Below are 26688 nucleotides of genomic sequence, written 5' to 3' on the forward strand. Positions count from 1 at the left end.
GTTCGGATGCACCGGATGCATCTGGAAGAGCTCGCCCGCAGACTGCGGGCCGGCGGACAGGACCCCACCGCCGAAGACATCGCCGATGCGCTCTGGCTCGCCCGCTGGCTCCCCGGCCCCTCGCCGGAAGGGGCGGGCACCGGGCCGCCACCCCACGCGATCGGGGACGCGCCCGCCGTCGACGCCGCCCGGTCAACGGCCCGGCGCGCCGACGGCCCGGCCCCGGACCGGACCGGGGACGCGGACACGGACCCGAGCGGCGGGACCGACCGGGCCGCCCGACCGGAAGACGCGCCCCGGGAGTCCGTCGCCCTGCACATGAAGGCCGGAACCGGCGGAGCGCGCAGCAGAGCCGGGCGGACGGAGCGGGGCGCCACCCTGCCCGTCCGCGCGCCCGTCGCCAACGCCCTGCCCGGCCTCCTCGGCCTGCAGAAGGCCCTCCGCCCCCTCCGCGACTACGCCCCCGCCCCGCCCCGACCCGGCGAGGGAACCCTCGACGAAGAGGCCACGGCCGAGCACAGCGCCGCCGCCGGCATCCTCACCCCCGTCCTGCGTCCCGCCACGGGCCGCCGCCCCGACATCCAGCTCCTGATGGACACGGGCCCCGCCATGGTGGTCTGGAACCGGATGGTCGAGGAACTCCGCCAGGCCTGCCAGCAGTCGGGTGCCTTCCGGGACGTCCAGGTGCACCGCCTGTACGACACCGGCGAAGGCCCCCCGCTCGTCACCACCACCTCCGACGCCGACGGCAGCCCCCGGCTCCGTCCCGTCGACCAGCTCCACGACCCGACCGGACGCCGGCTCACCCTCGTCGTCAGCGACTGCGTCGGCCCCCTCTGGCAGCGCGGCGCCGCCCAACGCTTCCTGTACCAGTGGCCCCACCACTCCCCGCTCGCCCTGGTGCAGCCGCTGCCGCCGCGACTCTGGCCGCGCACCGCACTCCCCGCCGACCCCGGCACCTTCCAGCGCTCCGCAACCCCCGGCGGGCACCCCGCCTTCCGCTCCGACGACGAACCCTGGGGCCCCCTCGCGCCGGACCGTCGTGCCGTACCCGTGCTCACCCCCACCCCGGAGGCCTTCGCCTCCTGGACCCGCCTGCACACCGGTCACGGCGGCAACCTGGTACGGGGGTGGGCCGCCTGGCTCCACCCCGAACCGACCGGACCACGGGCTCCCGGCAGGCCCCGGGCCCCGCGCAGCGACGAGGAAATCCTGCGGGCCTTCCGCGCCGGCGCCTCGCCGGGGGCGCTCCGGCTCGCCGTCCACCTCGCGGCGGCTCCGCTGACGCTGCCGGTCATGCAACTCGTCCAGCGCGCCATGCTGCCCGACACCGGCCCCATGGAGCTCGCCGAAGTCCTCCTCAGCGGGCTGCTGCGGCGGCTGCCCGGCCCCACCCCCCACCCCTGCTTCAGCTATCCGCCGGTCATCCAGCAGCACTTCCTCGGCTCGCTCGACCCGAGTGCCGCCGCCCTCGTCCTCAAACACTGCTCCGCCTATGTGGAGCGCAATTTCGGCCAGGGCACACGGAACTTCCCGGCCCTCGCCGCCGCCCGCCTCGCCGGGGCGGAGAGCAGCACCGTTCCCGAACCGGGCGGCCCGGCCCCGGGGCGCCCCGGGGCACCCCCCGACGGGGCCGATGCAACCGACGAGACCGACGAGACCGACGAGACCGACGAGCCCCTCGGCTCCGAAGGGGCGGAGACCGAACTGTTCGCGCGCATCCCCGCCCGCGTGCTCCGCTTCTACCACCCCGACCTCATCACCCCCGACCCCCTCACCGAGGCCCGTCGCCTCCTCGAACAGGGGCGTGCCCAGTCCGACCCCGCCCTGCTCTCCGCCGCCCGCGAGCGCGCCGAGGAGGCGCTCCCCACCGCGCCCGCCGAGGCCCGGATCGTCCTCGGCCGCGTCATGTACGCGGAGGCGGGTACGGGGGCCGTCCGGCGTGCGGGACGTCGCCGCGAGCTCCTCGACCGGGCCGACGGCATCCTCGTCGACGCCGCGGAGCTGGCCCGGCCGGGGGACGAGCACTGGGCCGAGGCCCGCCTCGAACGGGCGGTCGTCCAGCACGCCCTGTGGCAGGAGACCAAGGACGCCCGGCGGCTCGACGCCGCCCTCGCCACGCTCGCCGGGGCCGCGGACCAGTGGCCCCCGACCGCCCGGCCCACCCTGCACCTGCGCCGGGGGCGGCTGCTCCTCGCGCGCGGCGACGGCGCGGCGGCGGCCGAGGAGCTCACCGCGGCCCTCGCCCTCGGGGAGAGCGCCGCGGCCCTGCTCGACCTCGCCGACGCCCTGCACCTCGCCGAGGCGGGACCCGACCGCATCGGCCCCGTCCTCGACCGCGCGGAGGCACTCCTGGGCGGCGGGCGGGCACTGAGGCTGCGGCACACCGCCGCGCGCGCACGGCTGTACGAGACCGCGGGCGACGGGCCGGCCGCCGACGCGGCCTACGAGCGGGCCACCCTGCTCGCCCCCACCGAGGGCGAACAGCGCGGCCGGCTCCTGCTCACCTGGGGCGAGTCCCTGCTGCGCCGCGCCGCCGCCGGCACCGGGACCCGGCCGGTCGACCGCGCGGAGTCCGTGCTGCGCGAGGCCTTCACCTGCCTCCCCGCCGGTTCCCCCGCCCGCGAGCAGGCCAGGATCCTCATCGGCAACGTGCTCGCCCTGCGCTTCGACCGCGCGGGATTCCTGCCGGACCTGTACGAGAGCCGCCATCTCCTCGACGAGGCCCTCCGCACCACCCGCGACCCGGCGAGCAGGGCCGAGGTCGGACTGCAACGGGGATGGGTGCAGCTCCAGTTGAGCGAGACGGCGAGGGACGGGCAGCTCGTCGGCGCCCTCACCGCGTTCCGGCGCGCCGCCGACGACTCACGCGCCGCCCGCGGGGACGCCCCCGGCACGGTCACCCTGGCGCGGGCACTCCACGCCCAGGGCGCGGTGCTGTACCTGATGGGCCGCGTCGGCCACGCCGCGACGGTCCTGGCGGAGGCCGCCGAGCAGTGGCGGCGGCTCGACGGCATGCTGGTGCCGGTCGACTGGTCGGACGTGGAGCGGACCAGGGCCCTGCTCGCCGAGGTCGGGGCGGACCCCCGCCCGCGACCCGACCGCCTCTCCCGCGAGGAACGGCGCCGGATCGCACCGCCCTGGTGGGCCTGGCGCGAGGAGGACGCGGAACGGCTGGATAGCGGGGGCGCGCATGAGCGCAGTTGAGGCGAACCGGTTTCCGCCTCTGAGGTGTCGGGAAGAACCGCTCCGCCGCTACGACCGTGGGGGACAAGGGTCGGTGAGGAGGAGCCGAGGGTGTTGGAGCACACGAAGCGGGTCGCAGGCGTCGACCGGGCCGGCGAGCGGCCCCGGCACCTGCCCGATCTCAATGGCGTGGACCTGCGGACCCTGCGCTTCATGGACGATCCCGCCCTGGCGGCCGCCGTCGAGAAGGTGCTCTGGCACCCCCAGGAGCTGGCCGATTCCTGGGCGGAGACCGCCGGGGACAAGGTCCACGGCTGACCTTCGGTGGAGCGTCCGCCCCGACCGGCAGTTTTCGGTCAGATGCGCGCCCCCCGCCGTAGGTGCGTGGAGGCGGGAGTGAACAGCGCGCCCCTGCCCGCGCCCGTCTTCGTCCGGCTGGCCCGGCTCAGCCCCGCCCCGGACGGGCTCACCCTGCTGCGATCCGCCCTGCACACCCGGCGGTTGCTGCTCCTCAAGGCACTCCTGGTGCGCGTCCACCGGCACCGGGAGTCCGTCGGACCGGCCGCGCTCGGCCGGTTCGAGCGCGCGTGGGAACTGCTCGAACGGGTCGAGCGGCACCATCCCGCCGTCGTCCGGGACGTCCTCGACTACCCGACGACCGGAGCCTGGCTGGCCGGCGCGCTCGCCGAGCCCCCGGGGCCGGCCCTCGACCGGCTGCTCGGCCACCTCGATCGCCTCGCGGTCACCGCCGCCCTGCGCGCCGGAGGCCCGCTCGACCTGACCGTGGAGACCCCGGACGGCCTGCTCCCGCTGCCCGGCGTGGGCCGGCTGGCGGTGGCCGCGGACCGCGTCAGGGTCAGCGCCGGCGAGCGGACCGTACGGTTCCACCCGGACGGCGCCCGCCGCGCCGTGCCCGCCGTCCTGAAGCTGACCGGCCGCCGCGACGGGGTCCTCTCCGGCCACGGGCCCGGCTGGCACGCCGTCCGCCCGCTGCCCGGCGGCAGCGCGCTCCTGGACGATCTCGACCCGTACCGGGTGCCGTTCGGCGCGGGTGGCGGCACGGTGGTCGCCGTGGCCGACCCCGCCGACACCGACCACGCCGCCTGGGCCGCCACCTGGTGCGCCGCCCGGGCCCTCCTCGCCCGTACGGACCCGGGCCGGGCCGCCGAGGTGGCACGCGGCGTCCGCGCGGTCGTCCCGGTCCTGCCGCGCGGGCCCCGGCACCTGGGCGCCACGCTGAGCGCCGCCCCCGGAGCCGTACTGACCTCGCTGCCCGCCGAAGGGCGGGGGATGGCCGAGACGCTCGTGCACGAGCTGCACCACAGCAAGCTCGCGACGCTCCACGACCTCGTGCCGCTGTACGGCCCCGGGCGGGGCGCCGTGCACAGGGTCGGCTGGCGGTCGGACCCACGGCCCATCGCCGGTGTGCTGCACGGCGCCTACGCGCATCTGGCCCTGGCCGACCTGTGGTGGCGCGCGGTCACCGCCGACGGAGTGCCGGCGGCCTGGCGCTCCACCGCCGGTCAACAGTTCGACGACATCCACGATCAGGTGGGCGAGGCGCTTCCGATCCTGCTTGAATCCGATGAACTGACTTCGAGTGGGCGGGAGTTCGTTCGTCAAATGAGACTGCACCACGCGAGCCTTGGCGCGACCCCTCTGGTCGCCGGGTAACACTGTGCTCACGGCACAAGACACTGCGTTGCGCGGGAGCGGGACGGGAGGCACGACAGATGGCGGAACAGCGATCGGGCGGTGCGGCGGATCACGGCGTCGGGGGCGCGCCGCAACACGTCCTCGTGGTCTTCCCCGGTTATCACCGCCCGTGGGCCACCTGGATCAACCAACGGCTCGACGCGTACGGAGTGCGCGCGAGCCTCCAGCGCTGGGACCCGCCGCGCGACGCACCCCTGGAGGACTCGCTCGGCGACCTGCTGCTCGCCCGCGGCCAGGTGCTGCTCGTCCTGGACGACTGGTTCTTCCAGCTCGGACCGCGCGCCGCCGGCGAGTGGAACGACGTGCTGCGCGGCTTCGTCGCCGCCCACGCCGAGCGGTTCGCCGCCGTCAACCTCACCAACCGGACCCTGCTCCCGGCCACCGCCGTCCTCGAACCCGTCAGCCTGTGGGGCGTCGGCGAGGAGGAGGCCGAAGCCCGGCTGCTCAGCCGGCTCGGCGTCGAACCCCGCCGCGCCACCGGCCGCCGGCTGCCCGCCGGATCACTCGTCCGTTTCCCCGACACCCCTCCCGAGGTCTGGGGCGAGATCCCGCGCCGCAACCCGCGCTTCACCGGCCGGGACGACCTGCTCGCCGAGCTCCAGGAACGGCTCATGGACGCCGAGCGCGGCAACGCCGCATGCACCCTGCTCGGCATGTCCGGCATCGGCAAGACCCAGGTCGCCGCCGAGTACGCCCACCGCTTCAGCTCCGACTACGACGTCGTGTGGTGGGTCAGCTCGGACGACCGCAACGTGCAGCGCGACCGCTTCGGCGAGCTCGCCGCCGAACTCGGCCTCGCCACCGGCAACGAACCCGGCGAGCGCATCCGCGCCGTCCGGGAGGCCCTGCGCCGGGGCGACCCGCACTCCCGCTGGCTCATCGTCTTCGACGGCTGGGACGACACCGACGGCGCGAACGTGATCCTGCCGCACGGCCCCGGCCACGTCCTCGTCACCTCGCGCAACCGCGGCTGGGGCGACTACACCGACATCCTCGAAGTTCCCGGCTTCGACCGAGCCGAATCCACCGCCTACCTGATGCGGCGCGCCCCGCACATCACGGCGCCCGAGGCCGACGAGGTCGCCGCCGAGTTCGGGGACGTACCGCTGCCGCTGGTCCAGGCCGCGGCCTGGCTGGGCGAGTCCCGCATGGAGGTCTCCGAGTACCTGCACATGGTCCGCGAAGGACGGATCTCCGCCGTCGAGCCGTCCGGCGACGGCTTCCCACAGGCCTCCCTCACCTCCTGGTCGATACTGATCAACCGGCTCCGCCGCGCCCAGCCGCAGGCCATCGACGTACTCAGCCTGTGCGCGTCCTTCGCCCCCGGCCGCATCCCGCTCGGTCTCATCCGCGCCTATCCGCAGGCGGACCTCCCCGAAGACCTGCGCTGGATGGTCACGGACCTCGCCGCCTGGTCACGGGCCCTGGACACCCTGGTCAACTACTCGGTGCTCACCCGCGAGACCCGGGGCCCCGTCAACAACGCCGAGGTGGGCCCCCACCAGGAGTCCGTGCACATGCACCGGCTCGTCCACGACATCGTCGCCCGGCTCACCGAGGGCGACCACCGCGCCGCCCACCGCCAGGCCGTCCGCACCCTGCTCGCCGAGGCCGACCCCGGCAACCCCATGGACAGCCGGCACTGGCCCCGCTACGCCGAACTCCTGCCCCACCTGCAACCCTCGGGCGCGCTCCTCAGCCACAACCCGCGCACCCAGACCGCGGTGCTCAACTGCCTGCGCTACTGCTTCCGCAGCGGCGAGTTCAAAGCCGGCATCCAGCTCGCGGAGAAGATCCGGGACAACTGGTCCACCTTCATGGACCCGCTGGACCAGCCCATGCTGGACCTCACCACCCAGCAGGGGAACATCCTGCGCTCCTTCGGCCGCTTCCGCGAGGCGTACGACCTCGACCTCACCCAGCGGGAACGCCTCGCCGCCGCCCAGCCCCCCAACGAGCTCGGCACCCTGCTCTCCAGCAGCGCCATCTCCAGCGACCTGCGCTTCCTCGGCCAGTACAAGGAGTCGGAACGGCTCCAGCGCGTCGTCCTCGCCGACGCCGAACGCCTCCTCGGCGACAGCGAGTTCTCCACCCTCGTCGCCCGGCACAACCTCGGCGTCACCCTGCGGCAGCTCGGTCACTTCCAGGAGGCGCACGAGTCCGACACCGAGACCCTCGCCCAGAGCGAGCGGGTGCTCGGCAAACGCCACTCCCACACCCTCAACTCCAGCAACGCCCTCGCGCACGACCTGCGCCTGCTCGGCCGGTACCGCGAAGCCCTCGCCCGCCAGGAGGCCAACGTCCTGCGGCACGTCCAGGTGCTCGGCCCGCAGCACCTGCAGACCCTGTACGCCCGCACCCAGCTGGCCCTGTGCCGGCGCCGCGAGGGCGGCTTCCAGCAGGACCTCGGAGCCACCATGGCCAGCCTGCTCGAACAACTGGAACAGGTGCACGGCCGCACCCACTACGTGACGCTCTCCTCTCTCAACAACTACGCCAACTACCTCCGGGAGCACGGCGACCTCGACCAGGCCCGCGAGCTCATCCACGAGGCCGAGGCCGGCTACCGCACCCTCCTCGGCCCCGCACACCCGGTCGCCACCGGCGTCCTCGCCAACACCGCCCTCGTCCTCCAGGCATCCGGCGAACGCACGGACGCCCTCGCCATCCTGGAGGCCGCGCTCGCCGGACTGACCTCCTCTCTCGGCTCCGACCACCCCTGGGTCCTCGGCTGCGCCCTCAACACCTGCGCCGCCCGCAACTTCAACGGCCGGGTGGCCGGCGCCGCAGAGCTCAGCCGGGACACCCTGCGCAGGGCCCGGCACACCCTGGGCAACGAGCATCCGCTCACCCTGTCGTCCCAGGTGGCCCTCGCCACCGACCTGCGCGGGCTCCGGGAGAACGAGGAGGCGGGCAAGCTGGAGGAGGACGCCCTGCTCACCCTCACCCGCACCTTGGGGGCCCAGCACCCGCACACCCTGTCGGCGCGTCAGCGCAACCGTCCCTACTGGGACTTCGAGGCCAACCTGGGCTGAGCCCCCTGCACCGGGCGGAAACGCCGGAGGCCCGGCACCCCGAGTGGGGTGCCGGGCCTCCTTCCGTACGCGTACGGAGCGGTCGATCAGGCCTCGAAGACCTCGGTGACCAGCTGCTGCTGCTCCACCTGGTGGCGCTTGGCCGAGCCGACCGCCGGGGAGGAGGAGTGCGGTCGCGAAATCCTGCGCAGGCGCTCGCCCGCCGGGATGTCCGCGCCGACCGCCAGGTCCAGGTGGTCGATCAGGTTGAGCGCGATGAACGGCCAGGCACCCTGGTTCGCCGGCTCCTCCTGGGCCCAGATGTACTTCTCGGCGTTCGGGTACTTGGCGATCTCGGCCTGCAGCTCGGCACCCGGCAGCGGGTACAGGCGCTCCAGACGGATGATGGCGGTCTCCGTGTCACCGCGCTTCTGACGCTCGGCCTCCAGGTCGTAGTAGACCTTGCCGGCGCAGAAGACGACCTTGCGGACGCCGGCCGGGTCGACCGTGGTGTCGCCGATGACCGGGCGGAAGCCGCCGGTGGTGAACTCCTCCACCTTGGACGCCGCGGCCTTCAGGCGCAGCATCGACTTCGGGGTGAAGACGATGAGCGGCTTGTGGTGCGGGTTGTGCACCTGCCAGCGCAGGAGGTGGAAGTAGTTCGACGGCAGCGTCGGCATGGCGACCGTCATGTTGTCCTGGGCGCACATCTGGAGGAAGCGCTCCGGGCGCGCGGACGAGTGGTCCGGGCCCTGGCCCTCGTAGCCGTGCGGCAGGAGCAGCGTGACGCCGGAGGTCTGGCCCCACTTCTGCTCGGCCGAGGAGATGAACTCGTCGACGACGGTCTGCGCGCCGTTGACGAAGTCACCGAACTGGGCCTCCCAGATGACCAGGGAGTCCGGGCGGGCCAGCGAGTAGCCGTACTCGAAGCCCATCGCCGCGTACTCGCTGAGCAGCGAGTCGTAGACGTTGTAGTGGGCCTGCTCGTCCGTCAGGTAGAGCAGCGGGGTGTAGTCCTCGCCGGTCTCCTGGTCCACCAGGACCGCGTGGCGCTGGCCGAAGGTGCCGCGGCGGGAGTCCTGGCCCGACAGGCGGACCGGGGTGCCCTCCATCAGCAGGGAGCCGATGGCGAGGGTCTCGCCGAAGCCCCAGTCGATGGTGCCGTCGTCGATGGAGGCCGCACGGCGCTGCATCTGCGGCAGCAGGCGCGGGTGGACCGTGATCCGCTCCGGGACGCTGACCTGGGACTCGGCGATCCGCTTCACGACCTCCTGGGAGACCGCGGTGGTGACGGGCACCGGGAACTCGGCCCGCGCGTCCGGGACGTGCGTCGGGGCCGGCGCCGAGGTGGCCTCGCGGACCTCCGCGAACACCTTCTCCAACTGGCCCTGGAAGTCCTGGAGCGCCTGCTCCGCCTCTTCGAGGGTGATGTCGCCGCGACCGATGAGCGACTCGGTGTACAGCTTGCGCACCGAACGCTTCTTGTCGATCAGGCTGTACATCTGCGGGTTGGTGAACTGCGGGTTGTCGCCCTCGTTGTGACCGCGGCGGCGGTAGCAGATGAGGTCGATCACCACGTCCTTGTTGAACGTCTGGCGGAACTCGAAGGCGAGCCGCGCGACGCGGACCACGGCCTCCGGGTCGTCGCCGTTCACGTGGAAGATCGGCGCCTCGATCATGCGGGCCACGTCGGTCGCGTACATCGAGGAACGCGAGGACTCCGGGGCGGCGGTGAAGCCGACCTGGTTGTTGATGACGATGTGGACCGTGCCGCCGGTGCGGTAGCCCCGCAGCTGCGACATGTTCAGCGTCTCGGCGACCACGCCCTGGCCGGCGAAGGCCGCATCGCCGTGGAGGGCGATCGGGAGGACGGTGAAGTCCGTGCCGCCCTTGTTGATGACGTCCTGCTTGGCGCGGACGACACCCTCCAGGACCGGGTCGACGGCCTCCAGGTGCGAGGGGTTGGCGACCAGGGAGACCTTGATCTGCTCGCCGTCGAGCCCGGTGAAGGTGCCCTCGGCGCCCAGGTGGTACTTCACGTCGCCGGAGCCGTGCATCGACTTCGGGTCGAGGTTGCCCTCGAACTCGCGGAAGATCTGCGCGTACGACTTGCCGACGATGTTCGCCAGGACGTTCAGGCGACCGCGGTGCGCCATGCCGATGACGACCTCGTCGAGGCGCGACTCGGCGGCCGAGTCGATGACCGCGTCGAGCAGCGGGATGACCGACTCGCCGCCCTCCAGGGAGAAGCGCTTCTGGCCGACGTACTTCGTCTGCAGGAAGGTCTCGAAGGCCTCCGCCGCGTTCAGCCGGCGCAGGATCCGCAGCTGCTCCTCGCGCTCCACGCGGGAGTGCGGGCGCTCGACGCGGTCCTGGATCCACTTGCGCTGCTTCGGGTCCTGGATGTGCATGAACTCGACGCCGGTGGTGCGGCAGTACGAGTCGCGGAGCACGCCGAGGATGTCGCGGAGCTTCATCATCGACTTGCCGGCGAAGCCGCCGACCGCGAACTCCCGCTCCAGGTCCCACAGGGTGAGGCCGTGCTCGGTGATGTCCAGGTCGGGGTGCTTGCGCTGCTTGTACTCCAGCGGGTCGGTGTCGGCCATGACGTGGCCGCGGACCCGGTAGGAGTGGATCAGCTCGAAGACGCGCGCCGCCTTGGTGACGTCGTCGTCGTGCGAGGCGTCGATGTCCCTGAGCCAGCGAACCGGCTCGTAGGGGATGCGCAGGGACTTGAAGATCTCGTCGTAGAAGCCTTCCTCGCCGAGGAGGAGGTTCGCCACGATCCGCAGGAACTCGCCGGAGGCGGCGCCCTGGATGACGCGGTGGTCGTACGTCGAGGTCAGGGTCATGACCTTGGAGATGCCCAGCTTGTTCAGGGTGTCCTGGGAGGTGCCCTGGAACTCGGCCGGGTAGTCCATCGAGCCGACGCCCATGATGACCGACTGTCCGGGCATCAGGCGCGGCACGGAGTGGACGGTGCCGAGGCCGCCGGGGTTGGTCAGGGAGACCGTGACGCCGGAGAAGTCCTCCATCGTCAGCTTGCCCACGCGGGCGCGCTTGACGATGTCCTCGTACGCCTGCCAGAACTCGAAGAAGTTGAGCGTCTCGGCCTTCTTGATGCCCGCGACGACGAGCTGGCGGTCGCCGTTGGGCTTCACCAGGTCGATCGCGAGACCGAAGTTCACGTGCTCCGGCTTGACCAGGGTCGGCTTGCCGTCCTTCTCCGCGAAGGAGTAGTTCATCGACGGCATGGCCTTGATCGCCTGCACCATCGCGTAGCCGATCAGGTGCGTGAAGGAGATCTTCCCGCCCCGGGCGCGCTTCAGGTGGTTGTTGATCACGATCCGGTTGTCGAAGAGCAGCTTCACCGGGACCGCGCGGACGGACGTCGCCGTCGGTACGTCCAGGGAGGCGTTCATGTTCTTCGCGACCGCGGCGGCCGGGCCGCGCAGCGTGATCAGCTCGGGGCCGTCGGAGGCCACGGCGGGCGCCTTGGCCTTGGCCGGCGCCGGAGCGGCGGCGGGCTTCGCGGCGGCCGGGGCGGCGGGAGCCGCGGCCGGCTTGGCGGCGGCCGGGACCGGCGCCGGGGCGGGCACGGTCGCCGGAGCGGCAGGCGCGGCCTGTGCGGGGCTCGCCTGCGGCGCGGCGGGTGCGCTCGCGGTGGTGGTGGCCGGGGTCTCCGACGCACCGGGCTTGTAGTCGGCGAAGAAGTCCCACCAGGCACGATCGACCGAATTCGGGTCCTGGAGGTACTGCTGGTAGATCTCGTCGACGAGCCACTCATTGGCGCCGAAGGCGGTTGCAGGGTTCTGGCCCTGCCCGTCTTGGTCGGTCGGGGAGCTCGGGGTACTGGGGGACTGAGACGACACGGCGGCAACCGCCCTCTTCCGCTTCACAAGGTGATGGACAGCGGAAATAAAGGCTACGCCTGTCCGGCCGAGAGGTGCAGGCCGGGCACTCCAACGTCGCGCAAGTCACACTTGGCGAGGTGTTTCGGCGCCGTGAATGGCGGGAAACATACGCGGTTCTGCGCGTGTGAGGGTACAGAAAAGCGCGAGCACGGCCCGATTTGGCCGCACCCCTGATCACGTCCCGCCCACGTACACGCAGAACGTGCGCTTCCGGTTCGAACCCTACGTCAATCCCGCGGGGGAAAACTGCCCGGAAGGGTGACTCTGATGCGGCAGCCGCGTGATGATTCGGCCACTCCGATCCCGCCGCCGTGCAGATCCACCGCCCAGCGGGCGATCGCCAGCCCCAGACCGGTGCCGCCGTCGCTCCCCGGACCCTGTCCGTCGGGCGTCGAGCCCCGGTTGAACCGCTCGAAGACCTTGTGCCGCTCCGACTCCGGAATGCCGGGGCCCTCGTCCTCGACCTCCAGCACCAGCGAGTCGGGGTACGGGCCGCGCCGGGCCCTGACCGTCACGCGGCCGTGCGGCGGGGAGTGCCGCACGGCGTTGTCGATCAGGTTGGTCATCACCTGGTGCAGCCGCTCCGTGTCCGCGTGCGCCACCAGCTCCGGCGGCGACACGTCCAGGTGCAGGTGCACGCCCGCACTGCGCTGTGACCCCGTGGCCGCCGAGGGGCCGCGCCGGGACGCGGCCAGGTTCGCTTCCCGCAGAACTCCCGAGAGGTACGGCCAGACCTCGAAACGACCCACCCGCAAGGCGACGACACCGTTGTCAAGGCGTGACAGGTCGAGCAGCGTCTCCACCAGCCGGCCGAGCCGCTCCGTCTGCTTCAGCGCCGACCGCATGGTCTCGGGGTCGGCCTCCGACACGCCGTCCACCACGTTCTCCAGGACCGCTCGGAGCGCCGCGATCGGCGTGCGCAGTTCGTGCGAGACGTTCGCCACCAGTTCCTTGCGGTGCCGGTCCACGGCCTCCAGGTCGTCCGCCATGCGGTTGATCGTCGAGGCGAGGTCACCCAGCTCGTCCCGCCGGTCCGCGCCCCGGACCCGACGGTTGAAGTCCCCGCGCGAGATCGAACCCGCCACCGCGTTCATCTCGTCCAGCGGTGCCGTCAGGGACTGCGCCACGAACTGGGTGATCAGCAGGGTCGCGATCATCGCGAAGATCGTGATGTAGCGGAACTCCGTGGAGGTGCGGATCGCCACCAGGGCCAGGCAGGAGGTCAGCAGGACCGCCCCGACGACCAGGGCGCCCAGCTTGGTCTTGATGGAGATCGCGATCCGGCGGGGGCGACGTCCCCCGTCCGGCCGCCCCGCGCCCCGGGACCTCCCCGGCCCGTCCGGTCCGAGCCGGCTCACGGCGCCGGGGTCTCCAGTGCGTAGCCGACGCCGTGGACCGTACGGATCCGCTCGGCCCCGATCTTCCGGCGCAGCGCCTTGATGTGGCTGTCCACGGTCCGGGTGCCGGACGCGTCCGCCCAGTCCCACACCTCCGCGAGCAGCTGCTCGCGGGAGAGGACCGCCCGGGGGGTGTTCGCCAGACAGACCAGCAGGTCGAACTCGGTCGGGGTCAGGTGCACGTCCTCCGCGCGCACCCGCACCCGGCGCTGTGCGTGGTCGATCTCCAGGTCGCCGAGGCGCAGGATCCCGCTGCGCGGGGTGACCGCCGCGAGTGCGGCCCGCTCGACCCGGCGGAGCAGCACGTGCACCCGGGCGGCCAGCTCGCGCATCGAGAACGGCTTGGTCATGTAGTCGTCCGCGCCGACGCCGAGGCCGACCAGCATGTCGGTCTCGTCGTCACGGGCGGTCAGCATGAGGACCGGGACGGGGCGCTGGGACTGGACCCTGCGGCACACCTCCAGGCCGTCGAACCCGGGCAGCATCACGTCCAGGACCATGAGGTCGGGCTGCCAGGCCTCGGCGGCGTCGACGGCTGCGGGGCCGTCGGTCGCGGCCTGGACCAGGAAGCCCTCGGCGCGCAGCCGGGCGGAGATCGCCTCTGCGATCGTGGTGTCGTCCTCGACCACCAGAACGCGCCGCTGAGCTCCGGGAGTGGCTGCCGCGCCGTGGTGGGTGGTGTGTGTCTGCTCCATTGCCCCGCCTCGCGTCGCCGGTGTCGGTGCAGCAGCCTAGAGGTACCGACGGCGTCGCGGCTATCCGGTAGTTACCCCGGGTGGACGGCGAGGTGGACCACGTCGGGGACGCCCCGGGCAACCGGGATCTCTTCCGTCCGTACCCCGCTGAATCCGGCATTCCGCAATGACTCTTCGAAATCGGCGGAGGGTCGTGCGGACCACACCGCGAGGATTCCGCCGGGGTTCAGCCGGGCCGCACAGACCGCCAGCCCCTCGGGCGCGTACAAGGACCCGTTGTCCTCCGTGACCGTCCAGTCGGGTCCGTTGTCGATGTCCAGACAGAGGGCGTCATAGGTGTCCGTGGTGGTGCGGAGGTAGTCCACCAGGTCGGTGTGGAGGACCACCGTCCGCGGATCGGCGAGCGCGGCCCCCGAGATCGAGGCCAGCGGCCCCTGCCGGTGCCAGTCGATGATCGCCTCCTCCCGCTCGGCGACCGCGATGCGGCGCCAACGGGAATCGGCGGCGGCGTGGGCGAGCGAGAAGCCGACGCCGAGACCGCCGATGAGGACGGACGCACCGGACCGGGAGGGCTCGGGGAGGGCCGCCATGGCCGCGTCGACCAGCAGCCGTTCGGAACGCCCGTCGGAGGTGTCCATCAGGAAGGTGCCGTTGGCGATGATCTCGTAGTGCTCGGCACGGCGGCGCAGGACGACTTCACCGTGGGGTCCTTCACGGCGGTCGAGGGTCACGGGGCTGGTCATCGGTCACTCCGTTCTCGTCGGCTCGATGGGGCCCGGCCATCCTCGCGGGGCGGCGGCGGCCGGGACAAACCCGTATCGAGCGGGACGGCCGTGGTGGCGGTCGGGCGGTGGGCGGGAGATGACCGGGGCGGGACGCCCGGTCGGCGTGCGGTCGCGGGCCGTACGGAGACGGACCGCGTCGTCGAGGGCCGGGGGAGGCGGGCTGCGCGGTGACGGACGGAGGCCCGGCTCACGTCCCCCTTCCCCACCGGGCGCCTCGCCGGGCGTACAGCGTGGTGCCGGCCGCGAACGCGACCGCCGCCGCCGTCCACGCCCCGCCCGCCGTGCCCGGTTGCACCAGCCATCCCCACCAGTTCGCCACAGCGGGCGGCCCGGCCCGGAACGCCAAGGAGACCGCTCCCACGTACAGCAGCGGCGGCAGCCAACTCAGCCGGGCACCCAGCACGGCGGCGGCTGCTGCTGCCGTGCCCACCAGGCCCAGGGTGTTGCGCACGGCTGCGGGCGCGCCGCACGCCTCCGCTGCGCCCGGCACCGCGAGGGCGAGCAGGGCCGCCCCGAGGGCGGTCACGACCAACAGGTGGGCCAGCCTGCGGGGCCACCAGGCCCGGACCGCCGTGCGGTCCAGTTCCTCGCTCGGCGCGTGCAGTCCGGTGCCGATCGTGCCGGCCACGAACAGGGGGGCGAGGACGACGGCCAGGAGCCGCGCGGTGGGGTCGGCCTCCGGAAGCGGCACCAGCCACCGGGTCGACCAGACGGCCCCTGCCGCGACCACGAAGGCGGCGAGGCTCCCGGGCAGTCCGCGGGAACGGGCGTAGAGGGCCAACGGTGAACGTCTCACGGGATCGGCACCCCGCCCGGGAGGCACCGGTTCGCCGTCAGGTACCGGGCCAGGTAGTCGCGTTGGGCAGTGGGCGACTTGGCGCGCAGCCGTGCGAGAGGGCGCCGGCTGTCCGCGTGGGGTTCGAAGCCGTTCGGGGCGGGGGCCAGCCACTCGACCACGGCGGAGTTGACCGCCCTCGCCCGCTCGGCGTCGGCATCGCCGAGGTCGTCGGGCCGGCACGTGTCGGAGAACAGTTGCATCACGGCGGAGGCGCGGTACGCAGCGGGGTCCGCCACGCGCCCGTGCACCACGTACTGCGCGGGTTCGAGGAGTTCCACGTCGCCGGGGCGGGGGTCCAGGGGCCCGATCGCCCAGCGGGTCGGGGCACCGGGCAGGTCCCGCAGCCGCGCGTTCACCGGATGGAGGGCCTCCGACAGGGCCGGAAGCAGCTTCCGGTCGAGGGCCGTCACGCACACCCGTGGAACGCCGTCGTCGCAGACGGCGCGGCTCAGCGACGGGGCGGGCCGCCAGGGCCCTTCGTCGGACGGCAGGCGCAGCAGCAGCACCGCGGAGGTGACCGCGAGGGCCAGCGGGACCAGCGCGCGCGCCCGGAGGCCCGCGGTCTCCGCCCCGTGCAGGAGGAGGGCGGTGAGGGCGAGTCCCGCCGTCCAGGCCATTGACACCGGCCCGAACCACCACACCGGCCAGGCCCAGGGGTTCGTGTACTCGGCGGCCGGGCTCAGCCAGCGGGCCCCCGATTCGGTGTACGTCCCGAGGCCGAGCCCCACGTATCCGACGACCCCCAGGAGCGGGGCCGCCACCCGCCGGGGAAGGACCCGCCCGGCGACGTGCCCGAGCGCGCCGAGGGCACCGACGGCGACCACGTCCGCGGCGAGGAGTTCGAGGAGGGGGCGGCCCCCGGAGACGTACGGCCGGGTGGCCCACAGGCACACGAGGTCCGCGAACAGCAGCCCGGCGGCGGGCCACAGCGCGGACGGAGCGACCGCGAGGAACAGGCGGCGCAGCGGGGAACGGGGGACGGACCCCCACAGTTCCGCCGTGCCCCGCCGCCCGTCCCGACCGCCCTGCCAACACCCCGCCGCGAGGGCGAGGGGACCGCCGAGCAGTCCGCCGGCTGCGTGCAGCAGGCCCGTCGCATCCGTCCAACGGGTCTGCCACGACGGGGCCGTGTCGTACATCGCCAACAGAACGGTGAGCGCCACCACGGCTCCGATCCAGGGGCCGGACCCCCGACGCAGCTCGGCCCGCAACGGAGGGACGGTCCGCGGGCGCGGGGGAGCCTTTGCGCGGGAGGGCGAGAGGGTACCGGTCATCGGCGCCATTCCTTCGTACGGGGGCGGGAGCGCGAGCGGGAGGCGGCCGCGGCGCGGGTGCGCTCGCGGTGGGCGGCGGCCCGTGCGCGGGGCGCCAGGAAGGGCGGGGGCAACGGCCCGGCCCGGGTGGGGGCCAGGGTCACCGCGGCACCTCCTGCCCCCGGACGGCCGGGTTCCGGTGGGCGCGCAGGGCGGCCGTGTAGCCGCGCTCCACGGTGCTCGTCCCGGAGCCGTCGGCGGCAGCCGGTTCGCCGCCGAGCGCGACGAGTTCCGCCGTGGTGCCCTGGAAGGCGAGCCGCCCCTCCTCCAGGAGTGCGACGCCGGTGCAGGCGGTCGCCACGTCCTCGACGAGGTGCGTCGAGACCACCACCGTTGCCGTCGTGCCGAGTTCCCGGAGCAGCGCGCGGAAGTCGACCCGCTGCTCCGGGTCGAGTCCTGCGGTGGGTTCGTCGAGCAGGAGCAGTTCCGGATCGTTGACGATGGCCTGCGCGATTCCGGCGCGCCGCACCATCCCGCCCGACAGCGTCTTCATGCGCGCGTCGATCCGGTCGCCGAGCCCGACCCGACGCACGGCCCGCTCCACGGCCGCCGGGGTCCGCTCGGCCGGCATCTCCTTGAGCCAGGCGACGTATCCGACGAACTCCCGCACGGTGAAGGCCGGGTAGTAGCCGAACTCCTGCGGGAGATAGCCGAGTCGGCGGCGGATCCCGGTGCGCTCGGCGCGGTGCGAAACGTCCGCGCCGAGCAGCTCCACCCGTCCGGAGGCCGGTGCGGCGACGGTCGCCAGGACCCGGATGAGGGACGTCTTCCCGGCCCCGTTCGGCCCGAGCAGACCGTGCACTCCCGGGTCGAGGGAGAGGTCGAGCGCGTCGAGGGCGACGGTGCGGCGGTGCCGGACGGTCAGTCCGGCCACCGCCACGGAGGCCAGCGGGATCACGAGTTCGTCTCCAGGTGGTCGAAGGAACGGCGCCGCAGCGCGAGGAGGGCCGCGCAGACGAGGGCGGCAACAGCCCACGTCCCCTGCACGGCGGGACCGGCGACGTATCGGGCGACCCCGGTGGCACCCGCCCCCGGGGACCCGAACAGGGGGCCTACGACGGCGAGCGCCCATCCGCCGCCGAGCGTCGTCGCCGCGGTCCGGCACCCGACGAACGAGCCGAGCACGAGGGCGGCCAGGGTCAGTGCCAGGCCGGGCAGCAGCCAGGCAGCCGCTCCGGGGAACCCGGCGATCGGTGGCAGCAGGGCCCCGCCGGCCGTCAGCAGCGGCAGGCACACGGAGAGCACGGCGGCCGTGCGGACCAGGAGCAGTCGCAGCCCGCCCGACGGGGTGGCGGCGGTGATCTCGTACAGCGGATCGGCGCGCCGGCCGTACGACACGGCCACCCCGGCGAGCGGAAGGAGCGGCGAGACGGCCAGCAGCCAGTTCCGGGCGCCCCGGAACCCGGCGCCGTAGGCCAGCGCGAACGCACCGCCGAGGACGAGGGCCACGGCCACGACCCACGCCCCGCGGAGCGCGGGCCCGGCGGCCCAGCAGAGCCGTGCCCACCGCCCGAGCGGCTCGCTGGCGGCGGCGCCCCGCCGTCCCGCCCTGCTGCCGGACGCCCCGTGCCGCCCCGGCGCGGCCGCTTCCGCACCCGGCAGGGGCGGGGGGGAACCGAGGAGCGTCAGGAGTTCCGTTCGCACCGAGGCCAGGGCCGCCCCCGCCGTACCCGCACGGACCGCTTCCGAGACGCGGGAGGCGCAGGAGCGGCAGGACTCGACGTGCTTCTCCAGGGACCAGGCGTCGGTCTCGGGGGCGGAGCCCGCGGCGTACCGGTGGGCCAGGGAGTCGGAGACGTGCCAGGGGGCCGTCATGCGGTGCCTCCGAGGGGGTGGGGGCCGAGGGCGGCGCGGAGTTCGCGGCGGGCACGCAGGGCCCGGGTCTTGACGGTGCCCTCGGGTATGCCGAGCAGCCGGGCGGTCTCGCGGGTGGTGAGCCCGTCGACGACGGTCGCCCGCAACACCTCGGCCAGTTCGGGAGAGATCCGGTCGAGGGCGGCGCCCACCTCTCCGTACTCCAGGCCCGCGAGCACCCGCTCCTCGGCGGACGGCGCGGAGGAGGGCGGCCCTGCGGGTCGTGCGGCCCGGGCCGCACGGGCGCCGGCGCGCTGGGCGTCCACCAGGCGACGGGCGGCGATCACCCAGAGCCAACCCCCCGCCTCGCCCCGGCCCCGGTGGCCGCCCGCCGAGCGCCAGACCGTGAGGAAGGTGTCCTGGAGGACCTCCCGCACGGTCTCCTCGTCGGGGCAGCGCCGGGCCAACCGGGCGTGCAGCCAGCCGGCGTGCCGGTCGTAGAGCACGGCCAGCGCGCTGGTGTCCCCCCGGGCGACCGCGCGCAGCAGCGTCGCGTCGTCCTCCTCGTCGCCCCCGCGGGGGCCTCCCCCTGCGGGGCGCAACGGTTTCACGCCCCCTCTATCGCCGGTCGGTGCCGGACCGGTTCACGGAGCGGGCCGGCGCGCGCTCAGGGGCTCGTCGGCGGACCGCCCCCGGGGAGGGCGGCGAAGACGCGCTGGAGGGCGGGCGGGCGTTCGCCGTCGCCCGCGACGACCAGGCGGTGCCGGTACGTCACGTAGTACTGGAAGCCGTCCGGGATCGGGCTGCCCGTCGGCCGGTCCGGTACCAGGGCGAACGCGGGGTCCTCCAGTGCCGCCCGCAGTTCGGCGACCTCGGCGGGGGTCTGCCTGCCCGTCCGGGGCGGCTTGGTGCCGGAGCGGCTGCTCCAGCTGCCGTCGTAGTGGACGACCAGTTGGTTGCGGACGCCCGCCAGGCCGCCGTTGACGACCACCTCGACGAGGACCTCGCCCGGCTGGGGGTCCGCCGCCGGGGTGCCGGGGTCCGTCGTCGGGCCCGGCACGGCCGGCGTGCTCGCGCTCGACGGAGCCCCGCCCGGTGGGGGAGGGCCCTCCGGGCCGCAGCCGCTCGCACCGGTCAGCGCTCCCACGACCAGCAGGGTCCCGCACCACGTCCACGTCCTGCGCTTCCACACGCCTCGCACCATGCATCGAGCATGCCCGGCCGGGGGGCCCGCGCGCAGCCGGACGGGCGGGTTCCCGTCAGGTCGGGCCGCGGCCGTCCGCCGGGCCCGGACCGGTGTCCGCCCGCGGGCCGGGGCGAGCCAGGCGGCCCTGGTGCTCAGTGGCCGCCGCGCGGTTCGAAGCAGCCGGTCTCCAGGTACCGGCCGTTGACCTTGACCTGGTAGTTGGTCGACTGCACGAACGCGGTGACACAGGCGTCCCGACCGATGGCGAGGGCGACGCTGGCACCTGGGTTGCCGTGGGGGTCGTGGGCCCGCACGAAGAGGGTTCCGCGCCCTTCTTCGTCGTCCGGTCCCCCATCGCGGTAGCCGAGCTTGAGCAGCTCCGCACGCACCCGCTCGGCATCCCAGCCCTTGGCTTCCCAGAGCCGCTTGAGGACGGGCTCGATGCGGGCGGCCTCTGCGCGGGCGGCCTCTTCGGCGGCGGGGGACATCTCCTGGGGGATCTTGAAGCCGTTGTTCTCCCGGTAGTGCGGGGCTCCGTCGTGCGAGTCGGGCTCCACGTTGCCCCGTGCGGGGTCGGTGTGGGAACGGGTGGACGAGGGGGAGGGAGGGCCGCCGCCGTTCGGGGCGGAGTCGGCCGTCGTCGCCCCGGTGTGCTGCTGGCCGCAGGCGGTCAGGGTCAGGGCGGCGCCCAGGGAGAGGCACGCAGCGACGTGGCTGGGTCGGGATATCCGCATGGGGAGGAGCTTGACACGGCGCCCCTCCGCTCAGCACCCGCGTGCGGAACCGCAGTCGCCCGCAGGAACCAACCGGAATGCGCAGTACCCGACGCACGGCGAAAGGGGAGGGCGCGGGGTCCGGCCGGATCGGACAGAAGCGGTGATCGCTCAGAGCGAACAAATGCCCGGGAACATTCCAGGGCTCACAAGCATTGAGTCCGTACAGCTCAACTTGACTGCCGAAGGGGAAATCATGGCTTCTGAGTCCGTGGCGTCCGTGCCGCTCACCCTGCCCGTGCTGCCGCTCGACGACGAGGTCGTGCTGCCCGGAATGGTGGTGCCGCTCGACCTGTCCGACAACGAGGTGCGGGCCGCCGTCGAGGCCGCCCAGGCCGCAGCCCGCACCGGGGCGGGCAAGCCCCGCGTGCTGCTCGTGCCGCGGGTCGACGGGACCTATGCCAGCACCGGCGTCCTGGGCACCGTCGAGCAGGTCGGACGGTTGTCCGACGGCGATCCCGGCGCGCTGATCCGGGGCCTCGGCCGCGTCCGCATCGGCGCTGGTACGACCGGCCCCGGCGCCGCCCTGTGGGTCGAGGGCAGCACCGTCGCGGAGACCCTTCCCGAGCCGCTGCCCGGCTCGGTGGCCGAGCTGGTCAAGGAGTACAAGGCGCTGGCCACCAGCTGGCTCAAGAAGCGCGGTGCCTGGCAGGTCGTCGACCGCGTCCAGCAGATCGACGGCGTCGGCGCCCTCGCCGACAACTCCGGGTACTCGCCCTTCCTCACGGTCGCGCAGAAGGTCGAGCTCCTGGAGACCGCCGACCCGGTCGCCCGCCTCAAGCTGGCCACCGCCCAGCTCCGCGAGCACCTCGCCGAGCAGGACGTCGCCGAGACCATCGCCAAGGACGTCCAGGAGGGCGTCGACAAGCAGCAGCGCGAGTTCCTGCTCCGTCGCCAGCTCGAAGCCGTCCGCAAGGAGCTGCGCGACCTCAACGGCGAGAAGGAGGGCGAGGAGTCCGACGACTACCGCGCCCGCGTGGAGGCCGCCGACCTGCCCGAGAAGGTGCGGGAGGCGGCGCTCAAGGAGTTGGACAAGCTGGAGCGGTCCAGCGACCAGTCCCCGGAGGGCTCCTGGATCCGCACCTGGCTGGACACCGTCCTCGAACTGCCCTGGAACGAGCGGACCGAGGACCAGTACGACATCCAGGGCGCCAAGGCGGTCCTGGACGCCGAGCACGCCGGGCTCGACGACGTGAAGGAGCGGATCACCGAGTACCTGGCGGTGCGCAAGCGGCGCGCCGAGCGCGGTCTCGGCGTGGTCGGCGGGCGTCGAGGCGGCGCCGTCCTCGCCCTCGTCGGCCCGCCCGGCGTCGGCAAGACCTCGCTGGGCGAGTCCGTCGCGCACGCGATGGGGCGGAAGTTCGTGCGGGTCGCCCTCGGCGGCGTCCGGGACGAGGCGGAGATCCGCGGCCACCGCAGGACCTACGTCGGCGCCCTGCCCGGTCGGATCGTCCGGGCGGTCAAGGAAGCCGGTTCGATGAACCCGGTGGTCCTGCTCGACGAGATCGACAAGGTCGGCTCCGACTTCCGGGGCGATCCGGCGGCGGCCCTCCTCGAAGTCCTCGACCCCGCGCAGAACCACACCTTCCGCGACCACTACCTGGAGGTCGAGCTCGATCTGAGCGACGTGGTGTTCCTCGCGACCGCCAATGTGCTCGAAGCCATTCCCGAGGCCCTGCTCGACCGCATGGAGTTGGTGCGCCTCGACGGCTACACCGAGGACGAGAAGGTCGTCATCGCCCGTGACCACCTGCTTCCGCGCCAGCTGGAGCGGGCCGGTCTGGAACCCGACGAGGTGGTCCTGGAGGAGGCGTCGCTGCGCAAGCTGGCCGGCGAGTACACCCGCGAGGCCGGCGTCCGCACCCTGGAGCGGGCCGTCGCGCGGCTGCTGCGGAAGATCGCCGCCCAGCACGAACTGGGCGACCGCGAGCTTCCGTTCACGGTCGGCCCCGAAGACCTCCGGGACCTCATCGGGCGGCCGCACCACGTGCCCGAGTCGGCCCAGGACCCGGCCGAGCGCCGGACGGCCGTGCCCGGCGTCGCCACCGGACTCGCGGTGACCGGCGCGGGTGGTGACGTCCTCTTCGTCGAGGCCTCCCTCGCCGATCCGGAGACGGGCGCCGCGGGACTGACCCTCACCGGCCAACTGGGCGACGTGATGAAGGAGTCGGCGCAGATCGCGCTCTCCTTCCTCCGCTCGCACGGAGCGGAGCTGGAGCTGCCCGTCACCGGCCTCAAGGACCGGGGCGTGCACATCCACTTCCCGGCGGGCGCGGTTCCGAAGGACGGACCGAGCGCGGGCATCACGATGACGACGGCCCTCGCCTCCTTGCTGAGCGGTCGCCTCGTCCGCACGGACGTGGCCATGACCGGCGAGGTCTCCCTCACCGGCCGGGTGCTGCCGATCGGCGGGGTGAAGCAGAAGCTGTTGGCCGCGCACCGGGCGGGCATCACCACGGTCGTCATCCCCAAGCGGAACGAGGCGGACCTGGACGACGTCCCGGCGGAGGTGCTGGAGAAGCTGGAGGTGCATCCGGTGACGGACGTCCGTCAGGTTCTGGAGATCGCCCTCTCCCCGGCGGAACTGCCGGTCGGAGTGGCGGCCTGAGAAACGGCCGTTGCCCTTCCCGCGCCGGAGCGGGGCGTCCTCGACGGGCGCCCCGCTCCGGCGTACGGCCTGTCAGTCCCGACTGGCATCCTCGTACACATGAACGACGACGCCTTCTGGGCCCTCATCGACGAGTTGAGCCGCCGGCCCGGTGACCGGGACGAGCGACTGGATTGGCTGCGGGCGGAACTGATGCGCCGTCCGGCGGCCGAGAGCGTGGCGTTCCAGGTGCGGCTGGAGAGGGCGTGCGGGGTCGCCGACACGACCGCGGTCTGGACGGCGGCGAACCGGATCGAGGGCGGTTCCTGCACCGACGACGGTTTCCACTACTTCACGGTCTGGCTGGTGGGCCAGGGGCGTGCGGTGTACGAGGCGGTCCTCGCGGATCCGGACGCACTGGCCGACGTGCCGGGGGTGAGGGCCCTGGCGGGACGGCACCCGGACGAGTGGCGCGACGACGAGTGGCCCGAGTGGGAGGAGCTCGACTACGTGGCCCAGGACGCGTACGACGAGCTGACCGGTCAGGAGGACGACGACGGGGAGGAGTTCCTCGACGCCGTCGAGGAGGCGGAGGACGCCGCGGTGGCGGCGGGGGAGTGGGAAGAGGGCGGGGAGCCCCGGGGGCATCGGCCGGAGGGGTGGGTGACGCCCCGCCTCTCCGCCCTCTTCCCGCTCGGCGCCTCCGGCTCCTAGGAAGGGCCCCGGGTAGGGGCCCGGGAGGTGTCCTAGGAGGCGGAGGAGTTGCGGCGGCGGCCCAGCAGCAGGCTGCCCGCAGCGAAGACGGCGAGGGCGCCCGCTCCCGTGAGCGCCAGGGGGAGCGGCGAGGAGGCGGCCCCGGTGGTCTCGGCGGAGAGGGCCGGGGGCTGCTCGTCGCCGCCGTGGCCCGCGTGGCTGACGGTGGAGAGCGTGGAGCCCGCCGCGATCTCGGCCTCGGTCGGCGCCTCGGCGGTCTCGACCCTGCTCGCGGCCGCCGGTGCGCCGAAGGTGACGTCCGAGCAGCTGTAGAAGGCCTCGGGGCTGTCGTTGCGCTGCCACACCTTGTAGACGATGTGGCGGCCGGTGCGGGCCGGCAGGGTGCCCGTGAAGCCGTAATAGCCGTCGGTCGCGGTGCGGGTGGTGTCGTAGACGGCGACGGGGGTCGGGTCCAGGTCCGACCACTTCAGCGGCTGGGTCGGGTCGAAGCCGGCCTTGGTGATGTAGACGGTCATGGTGCCGGAGTGCGGAGCCGTCACCCGGACCTTGAAGTCGAAGGAGCCGGCCGCGACGGGCGTCGAGGGCCAGTCGGTGCGTGCCCAGTCCAGCGCGCGGTACTTCTCGCGGTTGGCCGAGCAGAGCTTGCCGTCCGGGATGAGGGCCTGGTGCTGCCCGGCGGCGTTGGCGATGTTGACCTCGTTCCAGTCGTAGAGCGGCTGGGTGCCGGAATCGGCGACGAGGTCCTTGCACACCTGCGACTTGGGCGTCTCGGGGCCTTCGGCGTAGCAGGCGGCCACGCGGCTCACGGGGTTGAAGACGGCCCCGTGGGCGCCGGCGGCGGTGGGGGTGAGACCGACCAGCGCGGCGGCCGAGAGGGTGGAGGCGGCGACGGCGGCGGTGCGACGGTAGGAGGGCATGCGGGGGCTCTCTCTCGTGCGTGGGGGAGTACGGAACGAGCAACGCGCGCGGGACGCCTGGAAGTTGAATACCGAGCGGCCGGCGTAGAGCCTCGCATTGGTCCATACCAATCGGCAAGAGCTGGGGTGGAAAAAGCCGGAACGACCTCCCGGGTGCCGCAGGTCCGGGAGGTCGTCGAGGGGCGGGGCGGGAGCGTCGGTGCTCGGTGGTGGTGCGCGGGGGCGGGGGAACGGTGCCGTGCCGGGGCGGGGGACGGCGGTGTGCGGGGGTGGGCGTCAGCCGTTCGCGAGCGCCCGGACCCGTGAGAGGTCCCCGTTGAACTTGTCGTGGTCGCCCACCGTCGGGCCGGAAGAGGTGTACTGCCACATCGTGTAGTACGCCCAGCCGGCGGGGAGTTCGCCGACCTGGGAGGCGTACCGCGCGATCCACAGCGGGTTGGTGGAGGCGAAGCCCCCGTAGTTGCCGGTGCACTGCTTCCACCAGCTGGTGGCCGTGTAGATCACCGGGTCGCGTCCGGTCCGGTACCGGTAGCGGTTCACGAAGTCCTGGATCCAGGCCACCATCCCGGACGTCGACTTGCCGTAGCAGGTGGCGCCGTACGGGTTCCATTCGACGTCGAGCACGCCCGGCAGGGTCTTGCCGTCCTTGGACCAGCCGCCGCCGTTGTTCACGAAGTAGTCGGCCTGGGCCGCGCCGGAGGCGGTGTCCGGGGTCGCGAAGTGGTACGAGCCGCGGATCATGCCCACGTTGTACGAGCCGTTGTACTGCTGCGCGAAGTAGGTGTTCTTGTAGTACGTGCCTTCCGTCGCCTTGACGTAGGCCCACTTCACGCCGCTGTTCCACAGCGTCGACCAGGCCACGTTGCCCTGGTGGCCGGAGACGTCGACGCCCTCCGTCTGGACGGCCAGGAGGGAGGGGTTCCCGCCGGGCTTCGCTCCCTTGCCGTCGTGCGCGATCACGCCCATGCCCATGTGGGCGGAGCCGCGCGGCGGCAGTTGTCGGGCGCCCGGGTCCTGGGCGGCGGCGGTGCCGGAGGGGCCGAGGGCGAGCAGCGGCGCGACCGCGAGGGCCGCGCCGACGAGGGCTGTTCTGGATCTGCGCACACGCATTGCGTGCCTCCGAAGGGCTCGTGGGGGAGCGGGGATGACAAACCTGCAATGGACATGACATTCAGACTTCCGGGGGAGACGCTACGCACGTAGACCCGCCCGGTGGAAGGGGGCCTGGTTGCCGCCGTTGGTCTATGCCTGCGAAATACTGGGGGAGCTGCGGCGACGGGTGCCGCCGGAAGAAACTTTCAGCGACCGGAAAGCGCGCGAGAGGTGCTGACGTGCACGGAAGCGGTACGGAAAAAGAAGGTCGGGCCGCCGTCGGGGGCGGTGTGGACCAGGAGTTCCTCGCCCTCGAACGGGAACTCGCGGTCTTCCTGCGCCGTGCCCGCGCCCAGTCCGGGGAGATGGCCCGCGAGGTCCACCCCGAGCTGGAGCCCGCCGCCTACGGCCTCTTCGTGCGCCTGGACGACGCCGGCCCCCAGCGGGCCACCGAGCTCGCCGGTTACTTCGGCGTCGGCAAGGCCACCATGAGCCGCCAGCTCCGGGCCCTGGAAGAGCTCGGGCTGGTCGCCCGGGACCCGGACCCCGCCGACGGCCGCGCCTCGCTCGTCCGCCTCACCGAGGAGGGGCGGAGCCGCTTCCGCAGCGTCCGGGACGCCCGGCGCGAGCGCTACGTCCGCAAGCTCGCCGACTGGGACCGCGCCGAGGTGGCCGAACTCGCCCGCCTCCTGAACCACTTCAACGTCCGCTCGGAGGGCTGAAGGCGGCGGGACGCGCGAGCGTTCCCGTACGGGGGCGGGGAGGAG

At 73.4% G+C, this 26688-nt stretch carries 21 protein-coding genes; 7 read left to right on the top strand and 14 right to left on the bottom strand.

The window, feature by feature from the left end; translation table 11 throughout:
* Positions 1 to 6: 6 nt before the first annotated feature.
* The 4 genes from ACFW22_RS03670 to fxsT all read left to right on the top strand — a co-directional run bounded on the left by ACFW22_RS03670 (position 7) and on the right by fxsT (position 7937).
* Positions 7 to 3207 (top strand): SAV_2336 N-terminal domain-related protein, encoded by a 3201-nt coding sequence (locus ACFW22_RS03670; RefSeq protein WP_386398370.1) that lies wholly within the window; start codon positions 7 to 9, stop codon positions 3205 to 3207.
* Between the two features lie 90 nt (positions 3208 to 3297).
* A complete protein-coding gene (locus ACFW22_RS03675; protein ID WP_386398375.1) occupies positions 3298 to 3504 on the top strand; it encodes a hypothetical protein in 207 nt (68 codons plus the stop codon).
* 78 nt (positions 3505 to 3582) lie between these two features.
* Positions 3583 to 4860, top strand: coding sequence for an HEXXH motif domain-containing protein (locus ACFW22_RS03680; RefSeq protein WP_386398378.1), 1278 nt, complete (start codon positions 3583 to 3585; stop codon positions 4858 to 4860).
* 59 nt (positions 4861 to 4919) lie between these two features.
* Positions 4920 to 7937 carry an FxSxx-COOH system tetratricopeptide repeat protein gene (gene fxsT / locus ACFW22_RS03685; protein WP_386398381.1) on the top strand — a complete coding sequence of 1006 codons (3018 nt, stop codon included), beginning with the start codon at positions 4920 to 4922 and terminating at the stop codon, positions 7935 to 7937.
* 86 nt (positions 7938 to 8023) lie between these two features.
* Here the strand turns inward: fxsT and ACFW22_RS03690 are convergent, their stop codons facing one another.
* From ACFW22_RS03690 to ACFW22_RS03745, 12 genes are all read right to left on the bottom strand, one after another.
* Positions 8024 to 11788: a multifunctional oxoglutarate decarboxylase/oxoglutarate dehydrogenase thiamine pyrophosphate-binding subunit/dihydrolipoyllysine-residue succinyltransferase subunit gene (locus tag ACFW22_RS03690; RefSeq protein WP_386398385.1), complete on the bottom strand. Its 3765-nt coding sequence runs from the start codon at positions 11786 to 11788 to the stop codon at positions 8024 to 8026.
* Positions 11789 to 12057: 269 nt separating this feature from the next.
* Positions 12058 to 13188, bottom strand: coding sequence for an ATP-binding protein (locus ACFW22_RS03695; RefSeq protein ID WP_386398389.1), 1131 nt, complete (start codon positions 13186 to 13188; stop codon positions 12058 to 12060).
* Positions 13185 to 13922 (bottom strand): response regulator transcription factor, encoded by a 738-nt coding sequence (locus ACFW22_RS03700; RefSeq protein ID WP_384886224.1) that lies wholly within the window; start codon positions 13920 to 13922, stop codon positions 13185 to 13187. Before ACFW22_RS03700 ends, ACFW22_RS03695 begins: the two co-directional genes overlap by 4 nt.
* 71 nt (positions 13923 to 13993) lie before the next feature.
* Positions 13994 to 14665 carry a spermidine synthase gene (locus tag ACFW22_RS03705; RefSeq protein WP_386398394.1) on the bottom strand — a complete coding sequence of 224 codons (672 nt, stop codon included), beginning with the start codon at positions 14663 to 14665 and terminating at the stop codon, positions 13994 to 13996.
* A gap of 229 nt (positions 14666 to 14894) precedes the next feature.
* Entirely contained in the window at positions 14895 to 15503 is a 609-nt protein-coding gene (locus ACFW22_RS03710; RefSeq protein ID WP_386398397.1) for a hypothetical protein, read from the bottom strand.
* A complete protein-coding gene (locus tag ACFW22_RS03715; protein ID WP_386398400.1) occupies positions 15500 to 16819 on the bottom strand; it encodes a hypothetical protein in 1320 nt (439 codons plus the stop codon). The genes ACFW22_RS03710 and ACFW22_RS03715 overlap by 4 nt, the downstream gene beginning before the upstream one ends.
* The gene (locus tag ACFW22_RS03720) at positions 16816 to 16962 is read right to left on the bottom strand and encodes a hypothetical protein (RefSeq protein ID WP_386398403.1); all 147 of its coding nucleotides are present in this window, start codon (positions 16960 to 16962) and stop codon (positions 16816 to 16818) included. Before ACFW22_RS03720 ends, ACFW22_RS03715 begins: the two co-directional genes overlap by 4 nt.
* The gene (locus ACFW22_RS03725; RefSeq protein ID WP_386398407.1) at positions 16959 to 17756 is read right to left on the bottom strand and encodes an ABC transporter ATP-binding protein; all 798 of its coding nucleotides are present in this window, start codon (positions 17754 to 17756) and stop codon (positions 16959 to 16961) included. The genes ACFW22_RS03720 and ACFW22_RS03725 overlap by 4 nt, the downstream gene beginning before the upstream one ends.
* Positions 17753 to 18673 (bottom strand): zf-HC2 domain-containing protein, encoded by a 921-nt coding sequence (locus tag ACFW22_RS03730; RefSeq protein WP_386398410.1) that lies wholly within the window; start codon positions 18671 to 18673, stop codon positions 17753 to 17755. Before ACFW22_RS03730 ends, ACFW22_RS03725 begins: the two co-directional genes overlap by 4 nt.
* A complete protein-coding gene (locus tag ACFW22_RS03735; protein WP_386398413.1) occupies positions 18670 to 19263 on the bottom strand; it encodes an RNA polymerase sigma factor in 594 nt (197 codons plus the stop codon). The genes ACFW22_RS03730 and ACFW22_RS03735 overlap by 4 nt, the downstream gene beginning before the upstream one ends.
* Before the next feature lie 56 nt (positions 19264 to 19319).
* Positions 19320 to 19856: a hypothetical protein gene (locus ACFW22_RS03740; RefSeq protein ID WP_386398416.1), complete on the bottom strand. Its 537-nt coding sequence runs from the start codon at positions 19854 to 19856 to the stop codon at positions 19320 to 19322.
* Positions 19857 to 19990: 134 nt separating this feature from the next.
* The gene (locus ACFW22_RS03745) at positions 19991 to 20572 is read right to left on the bottom strand and encodes a hypothetical protein (protein WP_386398419.1); all 582 of its coding nucleotides are present in this window, start codon (positions 20570 to 20572) and stop codon (positions 19991 to 19993) included.
* A 235-nt stretch (positions 20573 to 20807) separates the two neighbouring features.
* Between ACFW22_RS03745 and lon the strand changes: the two genes are divergently transcribed.
* Both lon and ACFW22_RS03755 read left to right on the top strand, forming a co-directional pair.
* The gene (gene lon, locus ACFW22_RS03750) at positions 20808 to 23219 is read left to right on the top strand and encodes an endopeptidase La (protein WP_386398422.1); all 2412 of its coding nucleotides are present in this window, start codon (positions 20808 to 20810) and stop codon (positions 23217 to 23219) included.
* Positions 23220 to 23318: 99 nt separating this feature from the next.
* Entirely contained in the window at positions 23319 to 23912 is a 594-nt protein-coding gene (locus ACFW22_RS03755; RefSeq protein WP_386398425.1) for a DUF4240 domain-containing protein, read from the top strand.
* Positions 23913 to 23944: 32 nt separating this feature from the next.
* On the opposite strand, the gene ACFW22_RS03760 is transcribed toward ACFW22_RS03755, so the two are convergent.
* On the bottom strand, positions 23945 to 24829 hold the full coding sequence (locus tag ACFW22_RS03760) for a lytic polysaccharide monooxygenase (RefSeq protein WP_386398428.1): 885 nt from the start codon (positions 24827 to 24829) through the stop codon (positions 23945 to 23947).
* A gap of 276 nt (positions 24830 to 25105) precedes the next feature.
* Positions 25106 to 25939: a lysozyme gene (locus ACFW22_RS03765; protein WP_386398430.1), complete on the bottom strand. Its 834-nt coding sequence runs from the start codon at positions 25937 to 25939 to the stop codon at positions 25106 to 25108.
* Between the two features lie 221 nt (positions 25940 to 26160).
* On the opposite strand from ACFW22_RS03765, the gene ACFW22_RS03770 reads away from it, so the two are divergent.
* The gene (locus ACFW22_RS03770) at positions 26161 to 26643 is read left to right on the top strand and encodes a MarR family winged helix-turn-helix transcriptional regulator (protein WP_384880877.1); all 483 of its coding nucleotides are present in this window, start codon (positions 26161 to 26163) and stop codon (positions 26641 to 26643) included.
* The last annotated feature ends 45 nt before the right edge of the window (positions 26644 to 26688 follow it).

Origin of the sequence: Streptomyces sp. NPDC058872 (assembly GCF_042743065.1) — a bacterium.
Taxonomy (GTDB): Bacteria; Actinomycetota; Actinomycetes; order Streptomycetales; family Streptomycetaceae; genus Streptomyces.

What these genes read in the sequence shown, in the direction of transcription:
- ACFW22_RS03765 (WP_386398430.1), bottom strand. Translation starts at nt 25,939, where the DNA reads ATGCGTGTGCGCAGATCCAGAACAGCCCTCGTCGGCGCGGCCCTCGCG.
- ACFW22_RS03670 (WP_386398370.1), top strand. Translation starts at nt 7, where the DNA reads ATGCACCGGATGCATCTGGAAGAGCTCGCCCGCAGACTGCGGGCCGGC.
- ACFW22_RS03740 (WP_386398416.1), bottom strand. Translation starts at nt 19,856, where the DNA reads ATGGTGCGAGGCGTGTGGAAGCGCAGGACGTGGACGTGGTGCGGGACC.
- lon (WP_386398422.1), top strand. Translation starts at nt 20,808, where the DNA reads ATGGCTTCTGAGTCCGTGGCGTCCGTGCCGCTCACCCTGCCCGTGCTG.
- ACFW22_RS03730 (WP_386398410.1), bottom strand. Translation starts at nt 18,673, where the DNA reads ATGACGGCCCCCTGGCACGTCTCCGACTCCCTGGCCCACCGGTACGCC.
- fxsT (WP_386398381.1), top strand. Translation starts at nt 4,920, where the DNA reads ATGGCGGAACAGCGATCGGGCGGTGCGGCGGATCACGGCGTCGGGGGC.
- ACFW22_RS03760 (WP_386398428.1), bottom strand. Translation starts at nt 24,829, where the DNA reads ATGCCCTCCTACCGTCGCACCGCCGCCGTCGCCGCCTCCACCCTCTCG.
- ACFW22_RS03745 (WP_386398419.1), bottom strand. Translation starts at nt 20,572, where the DNA reads ATGCGGATATCCCGACCCAGCCACGTCGCTGCGTGCCTCTCCCTGGGC.
- ACFW22_RS03715 (WP_386398400.1), bottom strand. Translation starts at nt 16,819, where the DNA reads ATGACCGGTACCCTCTCGCCCTCCCGCGCAAAGGCTCCCCCGCGCCCG.
- ACFW22_RS03700 (WP_384886224.1), bottom strand. Translation starts at nt 13,922, where the DNA reads ATGGAGCAGACACACACCACCCACCACGGCGCGGCAGCCACTCCCGGA.
- ACFW22_RS03705 (WP_386398394.1), bottom strand. Translation starts at nt 14,665, where the DNA reads ATGACCAGCCCCGTGACCCTCGACCGCCGTGAAGGACCCCACGGTGAA.
- ACFW22_RS03755 (WP_386398425.1), top strand. Translation starts at nt 23,319, where the DNA reads ATGAACGACGACGCCTTCTGGGCCCTCATCGACGAGTTGAGCCGCCGG.